This is a genomic window from Rhodococcus sp. FG69 (genome assembly GCF_057808915.1).
In genome coordinates, this window is the sequence record NZ_JBMDIX010000063.1 from 1 (window position 1) to 16,138 (window position 16,138).

Sequence of the window (16,138 nt, forward strand, 5' to 3'; positions counted from 1 at the left end):
CGTGGTTGCGAGGCCTTGCATATCCCCCGTTGCAGGCAAGCTGACCGCTCGCCAAATAAGGCGGATGAGGGATGTTGATAGACCGAGGTTGAGCTGTGTCTCCCGGTCTTTACCGCGGTAAAGAGCGGCGGTTACGCCCCCGCAGTGCGTGGTTGCGAGGCCTTGCATATCCCCCGTTGCAGGCAAGCTGACCGCTCGCCAATACCAGGCGGATGAGTGATGGTGATGGACCGAGGTTGAGCTGTGTCTCCCGGTCTTTACCGCGGTAAAGAGTCCAGCTCGTCGGTGCCGCAGGAGTCTGTGGAGTCTAGCTCGCTGCCTTTCAGCGCTGTTTGGCTAGTCTCGCCGTGCCGCCGTGCCGCCGTGCCGCCGTGCCGCCGTGCCGCAAAGTCGGGTCTCACATCCGCGCTGCTAATCTCGCTACGGGGTGTGACCAAGGCCAAGCTTCTTTCGTACGCATCGTGCATGGTGGCTGAAATGCAAAGATTCTTGAGTGAAAAGTGCTGATAGGCGTAAGGGGCTGCGACGCGGAATCGTGGTGCGGCGCGTAAGGCCTCAGTGGCCGCGTGGATCGACGTCCTGATGTCGAGATGCGGTATGCGTAATGGAACAACGCGTAGCAAGGAAACTCCAAAGCGAATCAAAGGGGTCAGTCGGTCTGGCCTCGGCGCCGAAGACGGCAGCGAATTGAGGAGTCACTGGCTCGCCTGGTGATACGGGTGAGTGCAAGTGCCTGGTGCGATCAGCAGATGTAGCGTTTGCCAATCCATCTGTGAGAGTAGGTTATTTGATAGATTCCTTGTGCCACAGGCGAAACTTCATGCGATCGGAAGTGGCGGTTCGGAGTCTTTAGTCACGTGACGAAAAGCGATGTGCACTCTTCTCTTGTGGCTTGTTTGTCTCAATCTGCAATGCCGGTGAAAGCGCACGCGGTCTGCAGGTGGGGGAGTGGTTGACCTGCCGTCTTCCCCGGGGGCGAGATATGCCGTCATGTGGGGGACTGCTGCGTGCTGTTCTTGATCTTTACCGCGGTAAAGATCAAGAACGAGGTTGATCTGCGCCATCGTCGCGATCGATGCGTCAAGGTCTCTGCCTGTGCGCTGCGCGTAGCTAATCGGGTCGGGGATCTTGGGGGCTTGCATGGATGTTGGATTACTGCGGGTCGTAGCTTGTCCGTGACCATAAGAGGCTTGTGTGTACCCGTACGGATCGTGCGGCAGAATTACCGCCAACCCCGTAGCGGCCCGGCCGAGGACGGTTCGTACCGAATGAGTCGATCGGGCAACATCTTTCAGCCGCTCCGTGCGGATTCGGCTAAAAATCAAGCGAAACAACGTAATTGATTCAAGCATGGCAATGTGGTTGCAGTGCGACACGGTTGCTGTCGGGTAATCAGATCCTCCGCTTATAGAACTGTAATCATCTGCTGGATAAGGGATTCTGACTCTAGCGCCAGGAGGTTTATCCCCTCATGGGGTAGACTTATCTTAGTCATCTGAACTAACGCGCCGGCGGAGTTCTGAAATCTGACTGTCCTGTTTGTGGATCGTCTATCGAAACACCTCTGTCATGAGTTACGCCCACGAGATGGAGGACAAGGGTGAGTCGCCCTCCGAATGCCGATAATTCGATTACGTCTTTTGCGGAGGACAAGCTCGATCGAGAGGATTTTGCCCGACGGGTCGCACGGCGAATAGAACTCGCCGAGTCCGGGCCCAGCGTCGTGTTCGGCTTAGCTGGACCGTGGGGTAGTGGGAAGACCTCGGTGCTGGCCATGATTCGACTCGCCCTAGAGCAGTGCGTTGGCTGGTCAGTAGTCGAGTTCACGCCATGGTCAGCAGCAGATGTTCAGACGCTGACCGGCGAATTCTACGAAGCTGTGGCGGCTGCAATGCCCGCGGATGACGAGGAAGGACGCACTGCTCGTGATCTCCTGATGGCTTCCGTTCCCACGACTGCTGCGCTGGCGAAAATCGCAGTAGAAGGTCTGATCGACAGCAAGTTCGGAGACGGAGTCTGGCAGAAGATGGCCAATGCAGTGGTGGGGAGGGGAGCTAGCAGACTCGACAAACTGCCAACCTCCAAGCCAGCGCCGTTTCGAACGCAGTTCGAAGCCGTCTCCGATGCCGTGAAGAAGACCGGATCAAAAGTGCTTGTCATCGTCGACGATCTCGATCGGCTCCACGTCGACGAACTCATGACGGTGATGAAGGCAGTACGTCTTCTTGGCCGCTTCCCGGGCGTGCACTACCTCCTGTCCTACGACAAAAGAACCATTATCGATCTACTGAGTGCCGCACAGCTCGTTGGTGGCAATGCTGACCGCGCGAACGCATACCTGGAGAAGATTGTTCAGTACCCGTTTGAGCTTCCTCCGCTCCAAACTGTCCATAGCGAGCGAGAAATACGGGAACAAATCGAGCAGGTGGCTGCTCGCCACAATTGCTCAACAGCACGGACGGAACAAGGATTCGGCCGACGAGTCGATCTGGTCGACGACCTCATTGCCCTCCTGCCGATAACGGACCGTGCGACGCTCCGCGCGATATACCGCTGGTCAGGGCAGGTGGATGTGCTGTTCGCGCTCGTAGGCGAGCAGGAGCTCGACCTCGCGGACGCTGCCTTGATCACCTATCTTCGGCTGCATCACGCACACGTCTACGATCAACTTCTGGCATGGAGATCCGACCTCGTCGGCCCGGCGCCCCGATTAATTACTCTTGGCGCGAAACACCCCACCGTCGACGACTGGCTCGCGCGCCTCATGGGCCCTGACATTGAGCTGTCGCAACCCGACGCGTCCGCGGTGTACAGGATCCTCGCTTACCTATTTCCAAAGCTGGAACACCACATTGGGACGCGTTACCGGGCGGATGCCGAGACCCCGCGCGTCCACCTCGACGAGTACTTCGACCGGTACTTCATGTTCACACTTCCAGTTGGCGACATCAGCGATGTTGCAGCGGCATCCGACGTCAGGGCCCTTCTGGACACCGGTGCACTTCCGCCGAACGGAATGCTGCGTCGTTCCCTGAGCAACGGTACCGGCACTACGAAGAGATTGGCTTTGAGCAAGCTGCATCGAGAAATCGACAAAGCCGTCGAGTCGAGCACCTCAGCAGATCTACTCCTTGCTGCGCTGTCGGATTTGAAACTGTCATTGCTTAACGACCACGGGCATCTGCCCTGGTTGAGTGACAGAAGTCGCATTGCGGTGATGCTGTTCCACCAGGCTTTGAGTGTCAGTGCCGATCCGCTTCGTACGGTCAACCGGCTACGTTGTCTGTTCGATCTATACGGAACCGCAGCGATACTTTCGCACCTCCGCGCTGGTCAAGACGAGTACACGAGCGAGGTAGCGGCTGCAATACGCGATGTTCGGGGCGAGGTGCTCGCCGTGTGCATGCAAGACTTCACTCAGGACACACCACCTCCGGATGGGCAAGTGTTGGGATTTCTCGACTTCCTGTCACCTGACATGTTAAAAGAATTGCGGCACCGCATCGACAACGAAGGGGTCTCTCAACATCAGGTAGCAGCAAGATTCGTTGCACAAGATAGTGATTGGCGCGACAATCTCAGTCAGAGCTTCTATCACGTTCCTTTCTTGGCGATCTTTCCTCCTGGCGACATCGACCTATCGCAGTTTCCCCCGGCGATCGCAATAGATGAGCTACCGGAGCGAGACGACCGCTCGATTGACGCTCGACTAACTAAGGCGGCATACGTGCTTCGTAACATGTTCCCGGGATCGGTGCCCGCGACGGGGCCGTGAGTGCTTTGTACTTGCAAAGGGACGCAGACGCTCGCAGCCGTCGGTTACACCGAAGTCGAAGCCCTCGAACGTCTCGGAAGTGACATCGACACCGCCGACCTCGACGAGGCGGCTCAGTGGTTCGCCGAAATCCGCGCCCAACTCTGAACGACCACCCATACCCCACTCAAGAGGCCCCGGCAGTGCTGTCACACCACCGGGGCCAATCGATCACAGACAGGACCTGCGATCATGACCAACGCTAATACCCCGACCGACCACGACACCACCGAGGACACCCGCGAGATCCACCCTGCTGTCATCACGGGGGCGCTCGTCATCGGACTCATCGTCGCTTTCGTCGTCACCGCCTCCAGCTTTAAACTGAGCTTCACCACTCTTCTCGACCTCGGATCCATGGCCGGTATGCGCGACTCCGCGTGGGTCATCCCGGTCGTGCTCGACGGCCCGATCCTGGCGGCGAGCATCTTCCGAATAGCACTGTCCCAACACACCGACCGAGCCACAGTCCGCGGCCGCCGATTCATCATCGCCGTCTACGCGCTCGCAGGAGTGGCCAGCATGGCCGGCAACGCCTACCACGCCGTCCTCACCGTCACCGACCTGAACGCGGCCGTCGCCGCAGCAATGGGTGCACTCGCTCCGCTCATGGTAATGACCATGGCCGAAATGATGTCCGTTGCGATCAGTGCACCCCGTCGACGTGTCGCCAGCGCATCGACAACGCAGGCACCAGGGGTTCCGGACATGCTCAGGCCCGATCACGATCGGGAGCTCCCTGCTGAACCGGATGTCGGGGCGGTCACTACCGCCTACCTCAACGACGTTGTCGACGACCACGGCACCCTCCGCGACGATGTTTGGGAGACCGTGGACCTGTACCTCAACGACCCCGAAGCGAAGGGCAATTTCTCCGCTGTCGCCCGAGTCCTCGATGTCACCACCTCCACCGTCACCCGCCGCTACGACAAATGGGTCGAGCTCCAACAAAAGGTAGCCGCCGCAAAAGCGCCGCATCGACCCGTTCCCGGCCCAGCCGCCGAGCATGTCGGTGCCGAAACCGAGCAGGACACCGGCCGAGAAGACTTCAGCGCCCAGGATGCAGAATCTAAGGAATACGAAGCTGCGAACACAGACCTCGACGCTCGAAGCTACGTAGGCGCAGCCCGATGACACAGGCCCGAACGTTACGCAGAGACCTCGCCATCGTTGTGTCAGTCGCCGCGATGGACGCGGCGGCGCGACGTACCGACCGACAGGCCGCAGACAATCGTTAGGCTGACCCACCAAGCAAAGCCCGAGGGCACGTTCTCACTCAGGTGAAGTCGGGGTGCGCCAATCGACGAATGTGGGGGAGTAGCGCATGAGCAGTTACGACAGCGATCATTTGCTGGCGCTTGTGCGGCGCGTCCACGGCCGCGCAATCGGACACATACGCCAGCAAACACTCAGCGACATAGGAATGATAAATTCCCTGCGCCGCACACCGGTTGGACACGGAGCGCCTCGCATCGAAGCGCGCTCCCTACTAGACCACGCCCAGCAGATTCGACTCGTCGCCTCCCACGACCCCGTCGCAGACGATCCCGCCCTTGTCGGGAACTACCCGACCGGATCGAAACTCGTCTTCGTCTCCGTCAGCGCTAGAAACGCCGGTACCGGCGTACCTGATTTCATCGACCTGGCCGAAGCCGACGCCTGGTGCAGAGCACTCGCGCCAGAAGGCTACGAGGACTACACCGTCCGGCTAGGGCGGATCGCCACCTCACCATCGAACGCCGTGCACTACCGGCAGATCGTCGGCCCCGACAACCACATCTGCGTCATCGACGAACGCGACCACGCCACCATGCGCGACACCGCGTTCTACATCTGATGCCATCGGATACACAGGAGCAAGGATGCGCAACCCATTCCGCCGCCGACAGGCCAGGCAACAACCGAACACCCCGCACCACCAGCGACATCACCCGAAATGGAAAGCTGTATACAGCTAACCGTATTTACAGCCCAGTATGCGGGGACCAGCTCCGCTCTCCCCGTCGGACGAAGCGGTGTCCTAAATACGAACGTTTCTGGCAGTCCGTAAGCCCGATGTCTATTCGCTACCTCGACTGGAATCGAATTCTGGGTTGATTCGGCGGATGAAGTCAGGAAGAAGATTCCAACTTTGGATCCAAATCGAGTTGATGCCTAGCGCCCCGAGGTAGCGATCCTTGACGGGGTCGCGGTCACTTTGGACGGCGTAACTAACAGGCGCGTTCATTCCAAGGGTGTCACGGACATCGTCGAGCAGCAGGTTGAAGTTCGGGTCTGTCAGGCTGAAACCCAGGTACAGGAACGTCGAAGATCTCATCTCGGATCGCAGAGCTTCGAACATCGTGCGCCTCTCAGCACGAGCCCGGCTGTAGTCGGTGCGCGTGAGAACGACCGTGTCGGGCTTGTCGATCGTGCCGTGCAGCTTGACGATGTGATTGGTCGTCTTCGTGGAGAAGGTCTGGCGAAAATCAGCCTCCGTCGGACTTACGGTGAAATCGAGCTGATTCTCGATGTAGGTACGTTCGAGCAACCGATCGTAATTTGTCGTAAATAGCCGTGGCAGCTTTAGTTTCAGTATCTGGTGATGTGACGGTGACGGTACGCATCGCTGGTACCTGCTGTCGTCGAACTGCTCTTGGAGGAAGGCTCGGTAGTTCTGATCCCCCACCGTGCGGCGGAACACCTCCGCGCAGTCCAGGGCGCTTTCGGTTTGGAAAAAGCGAGTAAGTGAGTCTTGTTCGGACTCCTCAGCGCGCGCCCGCAGCTTGCTCCTCATACGTCCAATCAACTGAGGCCAGGTGGGCATCGGCTTACCGTCGTCGTCACCGCCGTAGGCGGGGTCGGGGATGCTGCCGTTATCAAGGTCGAAGAAGCCACGCCTACCGTTGCGAGCAGCACCGTAAGACAACCCGGACCCAAGAAAGACCAACAAGTTCCCGTCCGGGATAGATGCTCGCAAAGCACCGACATACTCCGTGTTCAGTTCGTCCTCGTACCAGTGCATCTCTGCTCCTCTTCATTCGCGAGGAGTCGATCATCTCAGCTCCGGCGATTTACCCGAACCGCTGTCCTCTGACCGAACGATCTACCCGTCCTTGGGGACGGATGAGGTGCTCGCAAGCCAGAAGGCTTGTTGTCAAGCAGGCGAAACCGCCTGAGTTGTCGGCTGCAGGCTGGGGTGTGCGTTTCGACCATTGTTATCTCGGATAGTCGCGAACGCTTACACCCGCACGCGTCAATTTCACTTGCCTCTGCGCCAGTCGATCATTTCGTCGATGTGTCGATCAAGGGCGCGTACGACGTGGTGCACCTGGACCTCGACGTCTTCGAGTGCGGTCTCCGTTGTAGCGAACTTTTCGAAGGCCTTGACGTAGTCAGCGCTCCGGCCGAGCTTGTGGGCAGATCCCTTCCACTGCCGCACAGTGCGGTAACCGATCTTTCTCGCTAGCGAATGCCCCGAGAGAATCTCATCGAGCGCACGGGCGCGCAGTTCCTCGTCGACGACGAGTCCGAAGTTGCTACCCCTCGTTTGGACATAGCTGAGATCTAGATCGAGTTCTTCGAGCCGATAAATCAGATGTTCCGAGAGCGTTTCTGCCAGCTTCTCCGCTGTATCGATCGGGGAGAGAGACAGCAGGCTGTCCGCGTATCGACTCAGCTCGTACGGGTGGTGCTGCTCTGGATAGAGCGCGTCCAGTTCCGGGGTGGGCGCGCTAATCGCAATCGGCACGCCAGACGTCGAACTTCGTCGCATCAGGTCGCAGACGACATACGTGTAGATCTTCGCTGCTGCCTCGACGGTGGCCGGTCGTACTTTGTCGTCATGGTAGATCTCGTTGCGGTACAGGTGCAGCCGCCTGAGGACGGCGGCGTGAGAGGGACTGAACACATCGTTGCGTTGCAGATAGGCAACCTTTGGTGCGAACTCACTCTCGATCTTTTCCAGTTCTTCGTCCGACGCCAATTCGCGCTCGAGCTCAACCTTTACGTCCACGAGCTTTCGCGGCGGTTCATCGTCGTCATCGAATGGTGTCGGCTGCTCTTCGGTCTCGCCGCGCTCTAAAGCGGCGCACACCGACTCGTAGTAGCCCTGGCCGAGGTGGTTCAGAGAGAGTCTGCTGTCACACTCGCGCTTGAGTAGCAGTTCGGCTGTGTTGTCGAGAAGCATCAGACTGATCCGCCATCGGGACACGCCCCCCTGATGGAGTAGTCGGTTGGATTCCGAAACCTGCACCACGAGCCGTTCAACGCTATCCATATTCATCCGATCGTCCGCCTGCCGACATCACAGTATGTCCAGTGGGACGCAGCAACGTCACCGCCTCGCGGGCGAATCTGAGTCGAGAGCCAATGACGAATCGAGGCCCGGACAAGATCGGCCGCCGGTGCCATGCACAGGCCACAGAAGATGGTTCTAGGTGCTGGTGCCCGTGGTTCACTGGACACGGTGAGAGGGGAGAATGAACGATGTCGTCACCCTATGACGCCCAAGTCTCGGCCCCGCCTTACGGCCTGTCGAGATCTGAGCAGCAGCCCGGCCGGAGACCTCTCCCGCCACCATCCAGGCGCGGACCCGTCGCTCGGAAGGCAGTCGGGATTCCGCGACCGGAAGAAGACGTTCCCCCTCCGTCGTCAAGCGGTAGGCCTGGGTCGCCGCCGCGTCCGCTGGGTTCTCCGCCGGCAAGCGGTAGGCCTGGGTCGCCGCCGCGTCCGCTGGGTTCTCCGCCGGACAAGCAGAACCGCTTCCCTCCTCCGAACTCGCGGCCCTCCACAACTTCTAAGCCGATTGAACAGGCCTTCAGCTCCCCTGTGTGCTCCGATTGCGCAGAGCCTCGGTTTCGTAGAACAGAGTGCGAGCGGCCAGGCCTAATCCAATCCCAGTACCTCCCTGCGACTATCAGCGGGCTGGTGGTCGCCGTAATCTCGCACGTTCTCGGATTGCAGTGACATTTGTTGCTGGTTAGTCAAACTGCGGCCAAGATATCTCGCCTGCTCATACCGCGAGCTCGCCACCGTGACTGCAACAGCCCAGGCAGATGCCGACCGCGCTGAGCGCTACGCCGACTCATCACGGGCAGGCGGCCGGATGAGCAACACGTTTGAGATACCGCCCTGATTCACGCAGTCTTGCGCAAAGTCGTGAACGCGCTGGTGGAAGTCCGCCTCTGGCGCGTTTGCGTTCACTGTGGTCTCGACCGGCGAGTAACGGTGCAGAGGGATCGAAACGCCGTCGTAGGTGTATCCCATTGTGTCTACGGTGAGGATCGTCAACGGCTGTTCACCTGTCCATTCGATCCCCAGGCGTAGGTCGTATTCATCGTTGTTGGTCACCTCCGCGGTCTTCTTCACCAGCGCCATCAGATCAGCAATGGCGCACTCGACAGCGGAAGACTCGACCTGACAGCCCTCGCGGTAACCGTCCATACTCATGCGATACGCGCCGACAGCGGCAGCGACCGTTACAGAACCGTCATGGTGGATGCTGATCCATGCTTCCTTCCAAGCGGAACGTTCACCTGTTGCCGTGTTCACGGCCACCCAGCGACGCAATCCGGGACGCAGGTTGGTGCGTTCGACGTTCTCCATCGGGCGCACACCGCCATTGAGATCGGCATAAATCAAGGCCAGTCCCTCGGCCTTGGCCAACACAGTTTTGGCTTCCTCTCGAGTCAACCTGTCGCGTAAGCGAGGGGTGCGTGGGTGAGCCACTGCGATCAGCCAGGCACGCTCACCGGAGTTCCGACCCGCTGCTGCCTCGTTATAGAGCGCGTCCAGGGTCTCCATGACGTGCCTGCGTTCCTCGAAGCGAGCCCGGTACATCGCCTCGATCTGCCGCTCCTTCATCCACACGGTGTCGGAGTCGTTTCTGATCGGGGCACCGAAGTAGTCGTGCTTGTAAATAAGGTGCGGCCCGTCGATACTCGCGGGCACTTCCACTACTACAGCCCGCCGATCGGCTCCGAGGCGGTGCACGTTCAGCCCGAACACCGGTGGCGAGATAGCGGTGATTGCGGCGCTCCTCAGGGAGCGCTCGTAGGCCTCGTCGAGCTCGCCCACATCGACTCGTTCGGTTGCGGACTTCTGCGTCTCACGAACGCCGAACACGATGACGCCACCACCGCTGTTTGCCATCGCAGCAACATCTTTCGGGAAGTCAGTCTGTGGTAGACCCTTCATCGGCGGCAGCTCTGACTTCCAGTCGAGATCGTCGGTCTCTGCGGCACCCGCGTCTACCGCTTCGTTGAGCATGGCATCGGTCAACGGTCCCGGCGGCAAACCCAGGACACGGTGCAGCGCGGTGAAGGTCATGCTCGGAAGCATAGGGACGACCGACGACACCGCTGACGGGAACAGGTGTCCAAGTCTCGCCGATTTCATCGACATGCGCCTGAGTCGTTTCCTGCGGGTTTCGTCGACATTTAGCTTGACGAAGCATCAATTCACCGCGCCTGCCACCCCAGAGCTGCGACCGGTCCTGGATTCCCGCCCGGACAGGACGCCGGTCGCAGCCTGAACACCACCTGTCCCCGGAATAGGATTGCAGGGTGACTTCCCCAGGTGATCCCCACGTGTTTCTTTCGTATGTCCATGAGGACGATGCCGAGGTCGACGAGCTCGAAGCCAGCCTCAAAGCAGCCGGGTTAAACGTGTGGCGCGATCACGATGCGCTCGGTCCCGGTGCTGACTGGAAGGCCAAAATCCGGTCGGCTATCACGGGGAACGCCCTGGCCTTCGTGGGCTGCTTCTCCGAGAACTCAGAGAAGAAGGTCAAGAGCGGTCAGCGCGATGAACTACTCCTCGCTGTCGAGGAAATTCGCGCTCGCCCCCTGGACACGGAGTGGTTCATTCCGGTGAGGTTCGCAGACGTGGACCTGCCGAACTACGACGTAGGAGGGGGACGCTCGCTGCGCAGCTTCCAATACACCGACATCTTCGGTGCAAGAAAGGCCACCGGCACGATGAAGGTCGCGACGGCCATCCGGGACATGTTCCATAAGGCCGGGACGCCAACCGCAGCAGCCACACCAACGCCTGTGTCGTCGACGCCGGAACTGCGTAGCATCCTCGCAGATCCGACCAAGTCACCAGCGGTCTCAAGCCTGGTAGACGCCACTACGGTGAGTGTTCGTAGGGAAATGGAAAACGCCACTACGTTTCCCTACGGTCTGGACAACCCGGATGGCGGTAATACGGCTTGGGCGCACGAGATCGTTCGGCAGTTCGAGCAGTACTGCGAGATCGCCAAGCCCGCGGTCGAAGCGATCATTGCCGGTTGCGAGTGGGGCCGAGACACAGAATTAAAAGTGTGGACCCGTGTCGTGAGCCGCTTGGCCAAGCCCGTAGATCGGCCATCCCAGCCAGGTTCTCTCCAGACCCAGATCAACGTCGCCCTGCAGAGCCTGGGCCGGACCCCGGCACTTCTCTCTATGTACGCCGGCACCATCGCAGCACTGCGCGAAGATAGATTTGCTGCAATCGAGGCAATCACGTTGGCTCCAAAGCTATCGAGTTACAGCCGCTATTCAGGTCTACCTAAACGCCCCGCACTCACGACTCTCGATCCGTGGAACGTCTTCGAGGGATCGACCGCGACACTCCTACGCGCCAACCAACGGCAGCCCGACCTGCTAGATGACCCCGACAAGCTGCGGCACTTGTTTCAACAAGGCACGAAAGGACCGACTGCATCGCTCGTTCTGTTCGCCGCCTTGCGGGACTCTTTTCCACTGTGGGACGAAGACGAGTACGCGGAGCTGTTCGACACAGCCGAGGTGTATTTCTCTCTCCTCATCGCAGACCTCGTGCGTCAAGACAGCCAATACGAGCAGCCCTGGTTCGGACGATTCACCTGGGATCGGGACTCGCAGGTCTACAAGAACTTGCGCGAAGAGTGCGCCGCTGCGAACCCAGACTCATGGCCACCAACTAAGGCTGGACTGTTCGGCGGTAGCCACAAACGGATGGTGGAAGCCTTCTCGGCGCTAGACCCAGATGTTGAAAAGATAGAGCGCGAGTACCGGTTCGCGCGGTACTAGAGGCCGGCACCGAGGCGACCTGGGCTCGGTTCCCAACTTTCAGTGGGCGCTTCCGGTTGCCACCACGAAATCGGCCTGAGGTCCTTCCTGCAGCTTTGGGTGTGCGTTTTGACCGTCGTCATACCGGACGATCGCGAACGAGCCTCTAGCGCCGGTTGTGTCAGTTTCAGAAGAGAACAGCGCCTCTTCGCCGCGTTTCCTGGGTGTGTGCAGTCGCGTTCTGAGATCCTGGCGTCAGAAGAGCGCAGCACTGTCGCGAACTCGGGTGGCCTGGGGACGAGGTGGACGTAGACAAGCTGGACGTGATCGAGAGCGGGGTTCTGACCGCGTCACCGGAAAGGTGGGGGCAGGCGGAATCCCGTTTCGCGGTGCTCGCTCCACTGCTCGAGACGCACCCGGTGGGCTTGTCGGTTGTCGACGACGCGGCCGAACGTCTGGGCCTGTCCCGTCGGCAGGTGTACGTCCTGCTCGACAAGCTCGCGAACGGGACAGGAACTGTCGCCGATCTGCTGGTGCGTCCGTCGTCGGGTGGTCGAGGTCGAAGCCGGGTGTCCGGTGCTGTCGAAGAGATCATTGCGGAGCAGGTGGGACGGCACTTCGTCCGTCGCCAGAAGTTGAGTGTCGCTGCGGTGCATCGTCGTATCGCTGTCGTCTGTAATCGTGCGGGCCTGCCGCCACCGTCTCGGAACACGGTCGCCACACGGATCGCGGCCCTGAATCCCGCAGTGGTGGCCCGAGCACGAGGGGGAGCGGACGCGGCACGTCCACGCCAGGCGGCCGGCGACATTCCACCGCCGATTCGGGGGATCCTCGAACTGGTTCAGGTCGATCACACCGTTGTCGACATCATGGTCGTCGACGAGTACGAGCGCAGACCGATCGGCCGGCCCTACCTGACGGTTGCGATCGATGTCTTCAGTCGAGTCGTACTCGGTTTCGTGGTGACACTGGAACCGCCGTCCGCAGTCTCGGTGGGTCTGTGCCTGGGACGGGTGTGCAGTGAGAAACAGACTTGGTTGCAGGCCCACGACCTGGCGACTGAGGTCCGGTGGCCGATGGCGGGCAAGCCGCAGCGGTTGTACCTGGACAACGCCGCCGAGTTCAAGAGCGAGGCGCTGCGTCGGGGCTGCGCTCAACACGCCATCACACTCGACTACCGGCCACCGGGGCGACCCCACTACGGCGGGATAGTCGAACGCGTCATCGGAACAGCGATGACCGCAGTGCACGAGCTCCCCGGAACTACGTTCTCGAACCCGAGCCAGCGAGGCAGTTACGACTCGGATGCACACGCTGCGTTGACGCTGCGCGAGCTGGAACGATGGCTGGTGCTCTCGATCGCGACCTACCACGAGAGCGTGCACACCGGCCTCGGACAGACCCCGGCGACAAGATGGGGCACCGGGGTCGACGCCGCGACAAGCCCGCCGAGAGTGGTGGTTGACGAGACCGCGTTCCTGATCGACTTCCTGCCCGTGATCCGCCGCCGGCTCACTCGCACCGGATTCGTCATCGACCATGTGCGCTACTTCTCCAATGCTCTCAAGCCGTGGGTCGCGCGCCGAGAGCACCTGGGCGCATTCGTCATGCGACGCGACCCCCGAGATCTGAGCCGCATCTGGGTGCTCGAACCCGACGGCGCCGGATACATCGAGGTCCCGTACCGGATGATGGCGCACCCTGCGGTGACACTGTGGGAGCACCGCGCGGCGACCGCCCGCCTGCGAGAGCAGGGACGGTCGAGTATCGACGAGAGTGCCCTGTTCTCGATGATCGAGCAGATGCGCGACCTCACCGACCGTGCACAGAAGGACACCCGTAGAGCTCGCCGCAACCGCCAACGCCGGAACCACCTCGCCGACAGCACCTCCACGACCACAGCGATGTCGGCGCCGCCGCAGCGGAGCGAACCGGACACGGACGTGTCGGTCTTCGACGACATCGAGCAGTGGTGAGCAGATGACATCGACCTCGCGGCGCAACGCCCGGGATTCGACTGCCATGCCCGGCGGCGACTTCGGGCATCTGACGGAGTCCGCGCGGCTGCTCGCCGGACTCGACGACGCCGCCCGGATTCGGTCGATCCGCTCCGAGCGCTGGATCGGCTACCCGCAGGCCCGGGCTGTCCTCGAGCACCTCGAGACTCTGCTGTCGTGGCCGGACCGTCAACGCATGCCGAACCTGCTGCTGCTCGGCTCGACGAACAACGGCAAGTCGATGATCATCGAGAAGTTCCGACGCACGCACCCCCCGACCAGCCTCAGTGATCGCGAACAGATCCCGGTGTTGTGCGTCCAGATGCCCCCGGATCCCTCGCCACGCCGGTTCTACCTCGCCGTGTTCGCCGCCCTGGGAACACCGATCAGGCCGCACAGTCGCGTTCCGGACCTGGAACGACAAGCACTGATGCTGCTGCGAGCCACCGAGGTTCGGATGCTCATCGTCGACGAGCTCCACAACGTTCTCGCCGGCCGCGACAACGTCCGACGGGAATTTCTGAACATGCTGCGGTTCCTGGGCAACGAACTCCGCATCCCCCTCGTGGGCGTCGGCACCCGTGACGCCTACCTCGCTATCCGCACCGACCCGCAGCTCGAGAACCGGTTTGCCCCGATGACCCTTCCGACGTGGACCAACACTCCCGAGACACGTTCGCTGCTGGCCAGTTTCGCCGCCAGCTACCCGCTGCGACACCCATCGCACCTCACATCATCGGAGATGACCGACTATCTCCTCGCCCGCTGCGAGGGCACCATCGGCGAACTGTCGACCCTGCTGACCTTGGCAGCCGTGCTGGCCGTCGACACCGGCGACGAAGCGATCACTCCCAGCGTGCTCGAACGCACCGAGTACCTCGGTCCGACCGAGCGGCGACGACAGTTCGAACGCCACCTCACGTGAGCACCCTCCACCCTGCGGGGGAGCGGGACATCCCTCCGTGGCCGCTGCATCCGCCGCCTCGCCCACGTGAAGCACTGACATCGTGGCTGCGGCGTACCTGTACGTACTACGGACTCGTCAGACCGGCGGACCTGCTGCCGGGATTCGACATCGCCGACCACGACGTGGATCGGTGCGTCCCCGAACCGCTACTGGCGTATCTCGCTACTCGCAGTACCGTTCCGGTGTCGAGGTTGCGGTCGATGACGCTGTCGGGATGGACACCGTGGCTGTTCGACGACACCGACCAGGCGCGGTGCGACTTCGACACCTACGTCCACCAGTTCTCGGTCCTGCTGCCGACCGAGCTGGCGGTTCAGGACCGCCGTTGCCGCACACCAGCGGGCGGCAGGTGGCTTCCGTGGGTCAGCGCGCTGCGCACCAGGGCGTGCCCGGTGTGCATCGCCGACATCGAATGCAGCGCCGACATCAGTGTGGCGTTGCTGCAGCAGCTGTCGTTGCTGACCAGCTGTCCCGCGCACGGGTGTCGACTCGAATTCTGCTCCGTCCTGCCGGGTCGGGCCGTGCTGTGGGACCGCACCGCGTCGGAGGAGCGGCTGCAGCCGGTCTCGGCACCGCCGGAAGTCGTCGCACTCGACCGGCGCACCGCCCGAGCTCTGACGTCCGGGTGGGTGCAGCTCGACCGCGACCGGGTTCACGCCGCGGTGTGGTTCCGCATGCTGCGCAGCGTCGTCGACGACGTCTGCACCCCGCTCTGCCGCGCGGGGCGGTGGTCGAAGGTGCTGTCCGCCATCTGGAACTCCACGGGGCATCCGCGGCCGCCACAGGCGTCGCGGGTAGTGTTCGAGCATCTGCGATGGACCGAGCAGGAACGCGTTCTCGCTGCCGCCGCGGCGGCCATCTCCGCGATCGAGCGCGGCGACATCGCGGCCGGAGGCGCTCACGGCGGTCTCCTCGCCCCGATCCCGGTCGCGACAGTCGATCCGGGAACCGCTCCCACCCGCTCGTCCTTCCCGGCTCGTGAGCACAGTGCGTGGGACGGTGTGCAGGACGCCATCAACGCCGCCATCGAGTTCGCCCGCGGCAACAGCGCTGCGGCGGTTTCGTTGTTCGCGTTCCTGCACACCGGATGTCATACCCCCGAGGACACGGCCCGACTCGAGAAGGTGTTCGCTGACCTGGACATTCGTCTCCCGCCGTGACCGATGAGGGTGTGGCGGCACGATAGCGATAGAGCACAGTCGTGGGTGTGAGCAGTTCCCGATGCGCCGTTCGGCATCGGTTGCGCGTAGTCACTTGCCGTATTTGGGCGGTGACCGACGAGAATTTCCTTTCCCGCACCGTCTTCGTCTAAATCCCTGCTCAGCGCGTTTCAACTCGAAAGAGC

The 16,138-nt window shown here is 61.4% G+C and carries 11 protein-coding genes; 8 read left to right on the forward strand and 3 right to left on the reverse strand.

The window, feature by feature from the left end:
• The first annotated feature begins 1,600 nt into the window (after positions 1-1,600).
• From ACODSO_RS27940 to ACODSO_RS27955, 4 genes are all read left to right on the forward strand, one after another.
• Positions 1,601-3,775 carry a KAP family P-loop NTPase fold protein gene (locus ACODSO_RS27940; RefSeq protein ID WP_489039898.1) on the forward strand — a complete coding sequence of 725 codons (2,175 nt, stop codon included), beginning with the start codon at positions 1,601-1,603 and terminating at the stop codon, positions 3,773-3,775.
• Entirely contained in the window at positions 3,776-3,922 is a 147-nt protein-coding gene (locus tag ACODSO_RS27945) for a hypothetical protein (RefSeq protein WP_489039899.1), read from the forward strand.
• Between the two features lie 84 nt (positions 3,923-4,006).
• The gene (locus tag ACODSO_RS27950) at positions 4,007-4,948 is read left to right on the forward strand and encodes a DUF2637 domain-containing protein (RefSeq protein WP_489039900.1); all 942 of its coding nucleotides are present in this window, start codon (positions 4,007-4,009) and stop codon (positions 4,946-4,948) included.
• 190 nt (positions 4,949-5,138) lie between these two features.
• A complete protein-coding gene (locus ACODSO_RS27955) occupies positions 5,139-5,651 on the forward strand; it encodes a hypothetical protein (protein WP_489039901.1) in 513 nt (170 codons plus the stop codon).
• Positions 5,652-5,873: 222 nt separating this feature from the next.
• Here the strand turns inward: ACODSO_RS27955 and ACODSO_RS27960 are convergent, their stop codons facing one another.
• From ACODSO_RS27960 to ACODSO_RS27970, 3 genes are all read right to left on the reverse strand, one after another.
• Positions 5,874-6,818 (reverse strand): SIR2 family NAD-dependent protein deacylase, encoded by a 945-nt coding sequence (locus ACODSO_RS27960; RefSeq protein ID WP_489039902.1) that lies wholly within the window; start codon positions 6,816-6,818, stop codon positions 5,874-5,876.
• A gap of 237 nt (positions 6,819-7,055) precedes the next feature.
• On the reverse strand, positions 7,056-7,982 hold the full coding sequence (locus ACODSO_RS27965) for a hypothetical protein (RefSeq protein ID WP_489039903.1): 927 nt from the start codon (positions 7,980-7,982) through the stop codon (positions 7,056-7,058).
• Positions 7,983-8,869: 887 nt separating this feature from the next.
• Positions 8,870-10,123, reverse strand: a complete 1,254-nt coding sequence (locus tag ACODSO_RS27970) for an AlbA family DNA-binding domain-containing protein (RefSeq protein WP_489039904.1) — start codon at positions 10,121-10,123, stop codon at positions 8,870-8,872.
• Between the two features lie 236 nt (positions 10,124-10,359).
• On the opposite strand from ACODSO_RS27970, the gene ACODSO_RS27975 reads away from it, so the two are divergent.
• From ACODSO_RS27975 to ACODSO_RS27990, 4 genes are all read left to right on the forward strand, one after another.
• A complete protein-coding gene (locus ACODSO_RS27975; RefSeq protein WP_489039905.1) occupies positions 10,360-11,850 on the forward strand; it encodes a toll/interleukin-1 receptor domain-containing protein in 1,491 nt (496 codons plus the stop codon).
• Between the two features lie 281 nt (positions 11,851-12,131).
• Positions 12,132-13,805 carry a Mu transposase C-terminal domain-containing protein gene (locus tag ACODSO_RS27980; RefSeq protein WP_296778483.1) on the forward strand — a complete coding sequence of 558 codons (1,674 nt, stop codon included), beginning with the start codon at positions 12,132-12,134 and terminating at the stop codon, positions 13,803-13,805.
• Between the two features lie 4 nt (positions 13,806-13,809).
• A complete protein-coding gene (locus ACODSO_RS27985; RefSeq protein WP_230074469.1) occupies positions 13,810-14,751 on the forward strand; it encodes a TniB family NTP-binding protein in 942 nt (313 codons plus the stop codon).
• Positions 14,748-15,953: a TniQ family protein gene (locus ACODSO_RS27990; protein ID WP_230074470.1), complete on the forward strand. Its 1,206-nt coding sequence runs from the start codon at positions 14,748-14,750 to the stop codon at positions 15,951-15,953. Before ACODSO_RS27985 ends, ACODSO_RS27990 begins: the two co-directional genes overlap by 4 nt.
• Positions 15,954-16,138: the final 185 nt, after the last annotated feature.

Bases quoted from the DNA above. Each gene is read 5' to 3' on its own strand.
- ACODSO_RS27950 (WP_489039900.1), top strand. From the start codon at position 4,007: ATGACCAACGCTAATACCCCGACCGACCACGACACCACCGAGGACACC.
- ACODSO_RS27955 (WP_489039901.1), top strand. From the start codon at position 5,139: ATGAGCAGTTACGACAGCGATCATTTGCTGGCGCTTGTGCGGCGCGTC.
- ACODSO_RS27960 (WP_489039902.1), bottom strand. From the start codon at position 6,818: ATGCACTGGTACGAGGACGAACTGAACACGGAGTATGTCGGTGCTTTG.
- ACODSO_RS27965 (WP_489039903.1), bottom strand. From the start codon at position 7,982: ATGCTTCTCGACAACACAGCCGAACTGCTACTCAAGCGCGAGTGTGAC.
- ACODSO_RS27970 (WP_489039904.1), bottom strand. From the start codon at position 10,123: ATGACCTTCACCGCGCTGCACCGTGTCCTGGGTTTGCCGCCGGGACCG.
- ACODSO_RS27985 (WP_230074469.1), top strand. From the start codon at position 13,810: ATGACATCGACCTCGCGGCGCAACGCCCGGGATTCGACTGCCATGCCC.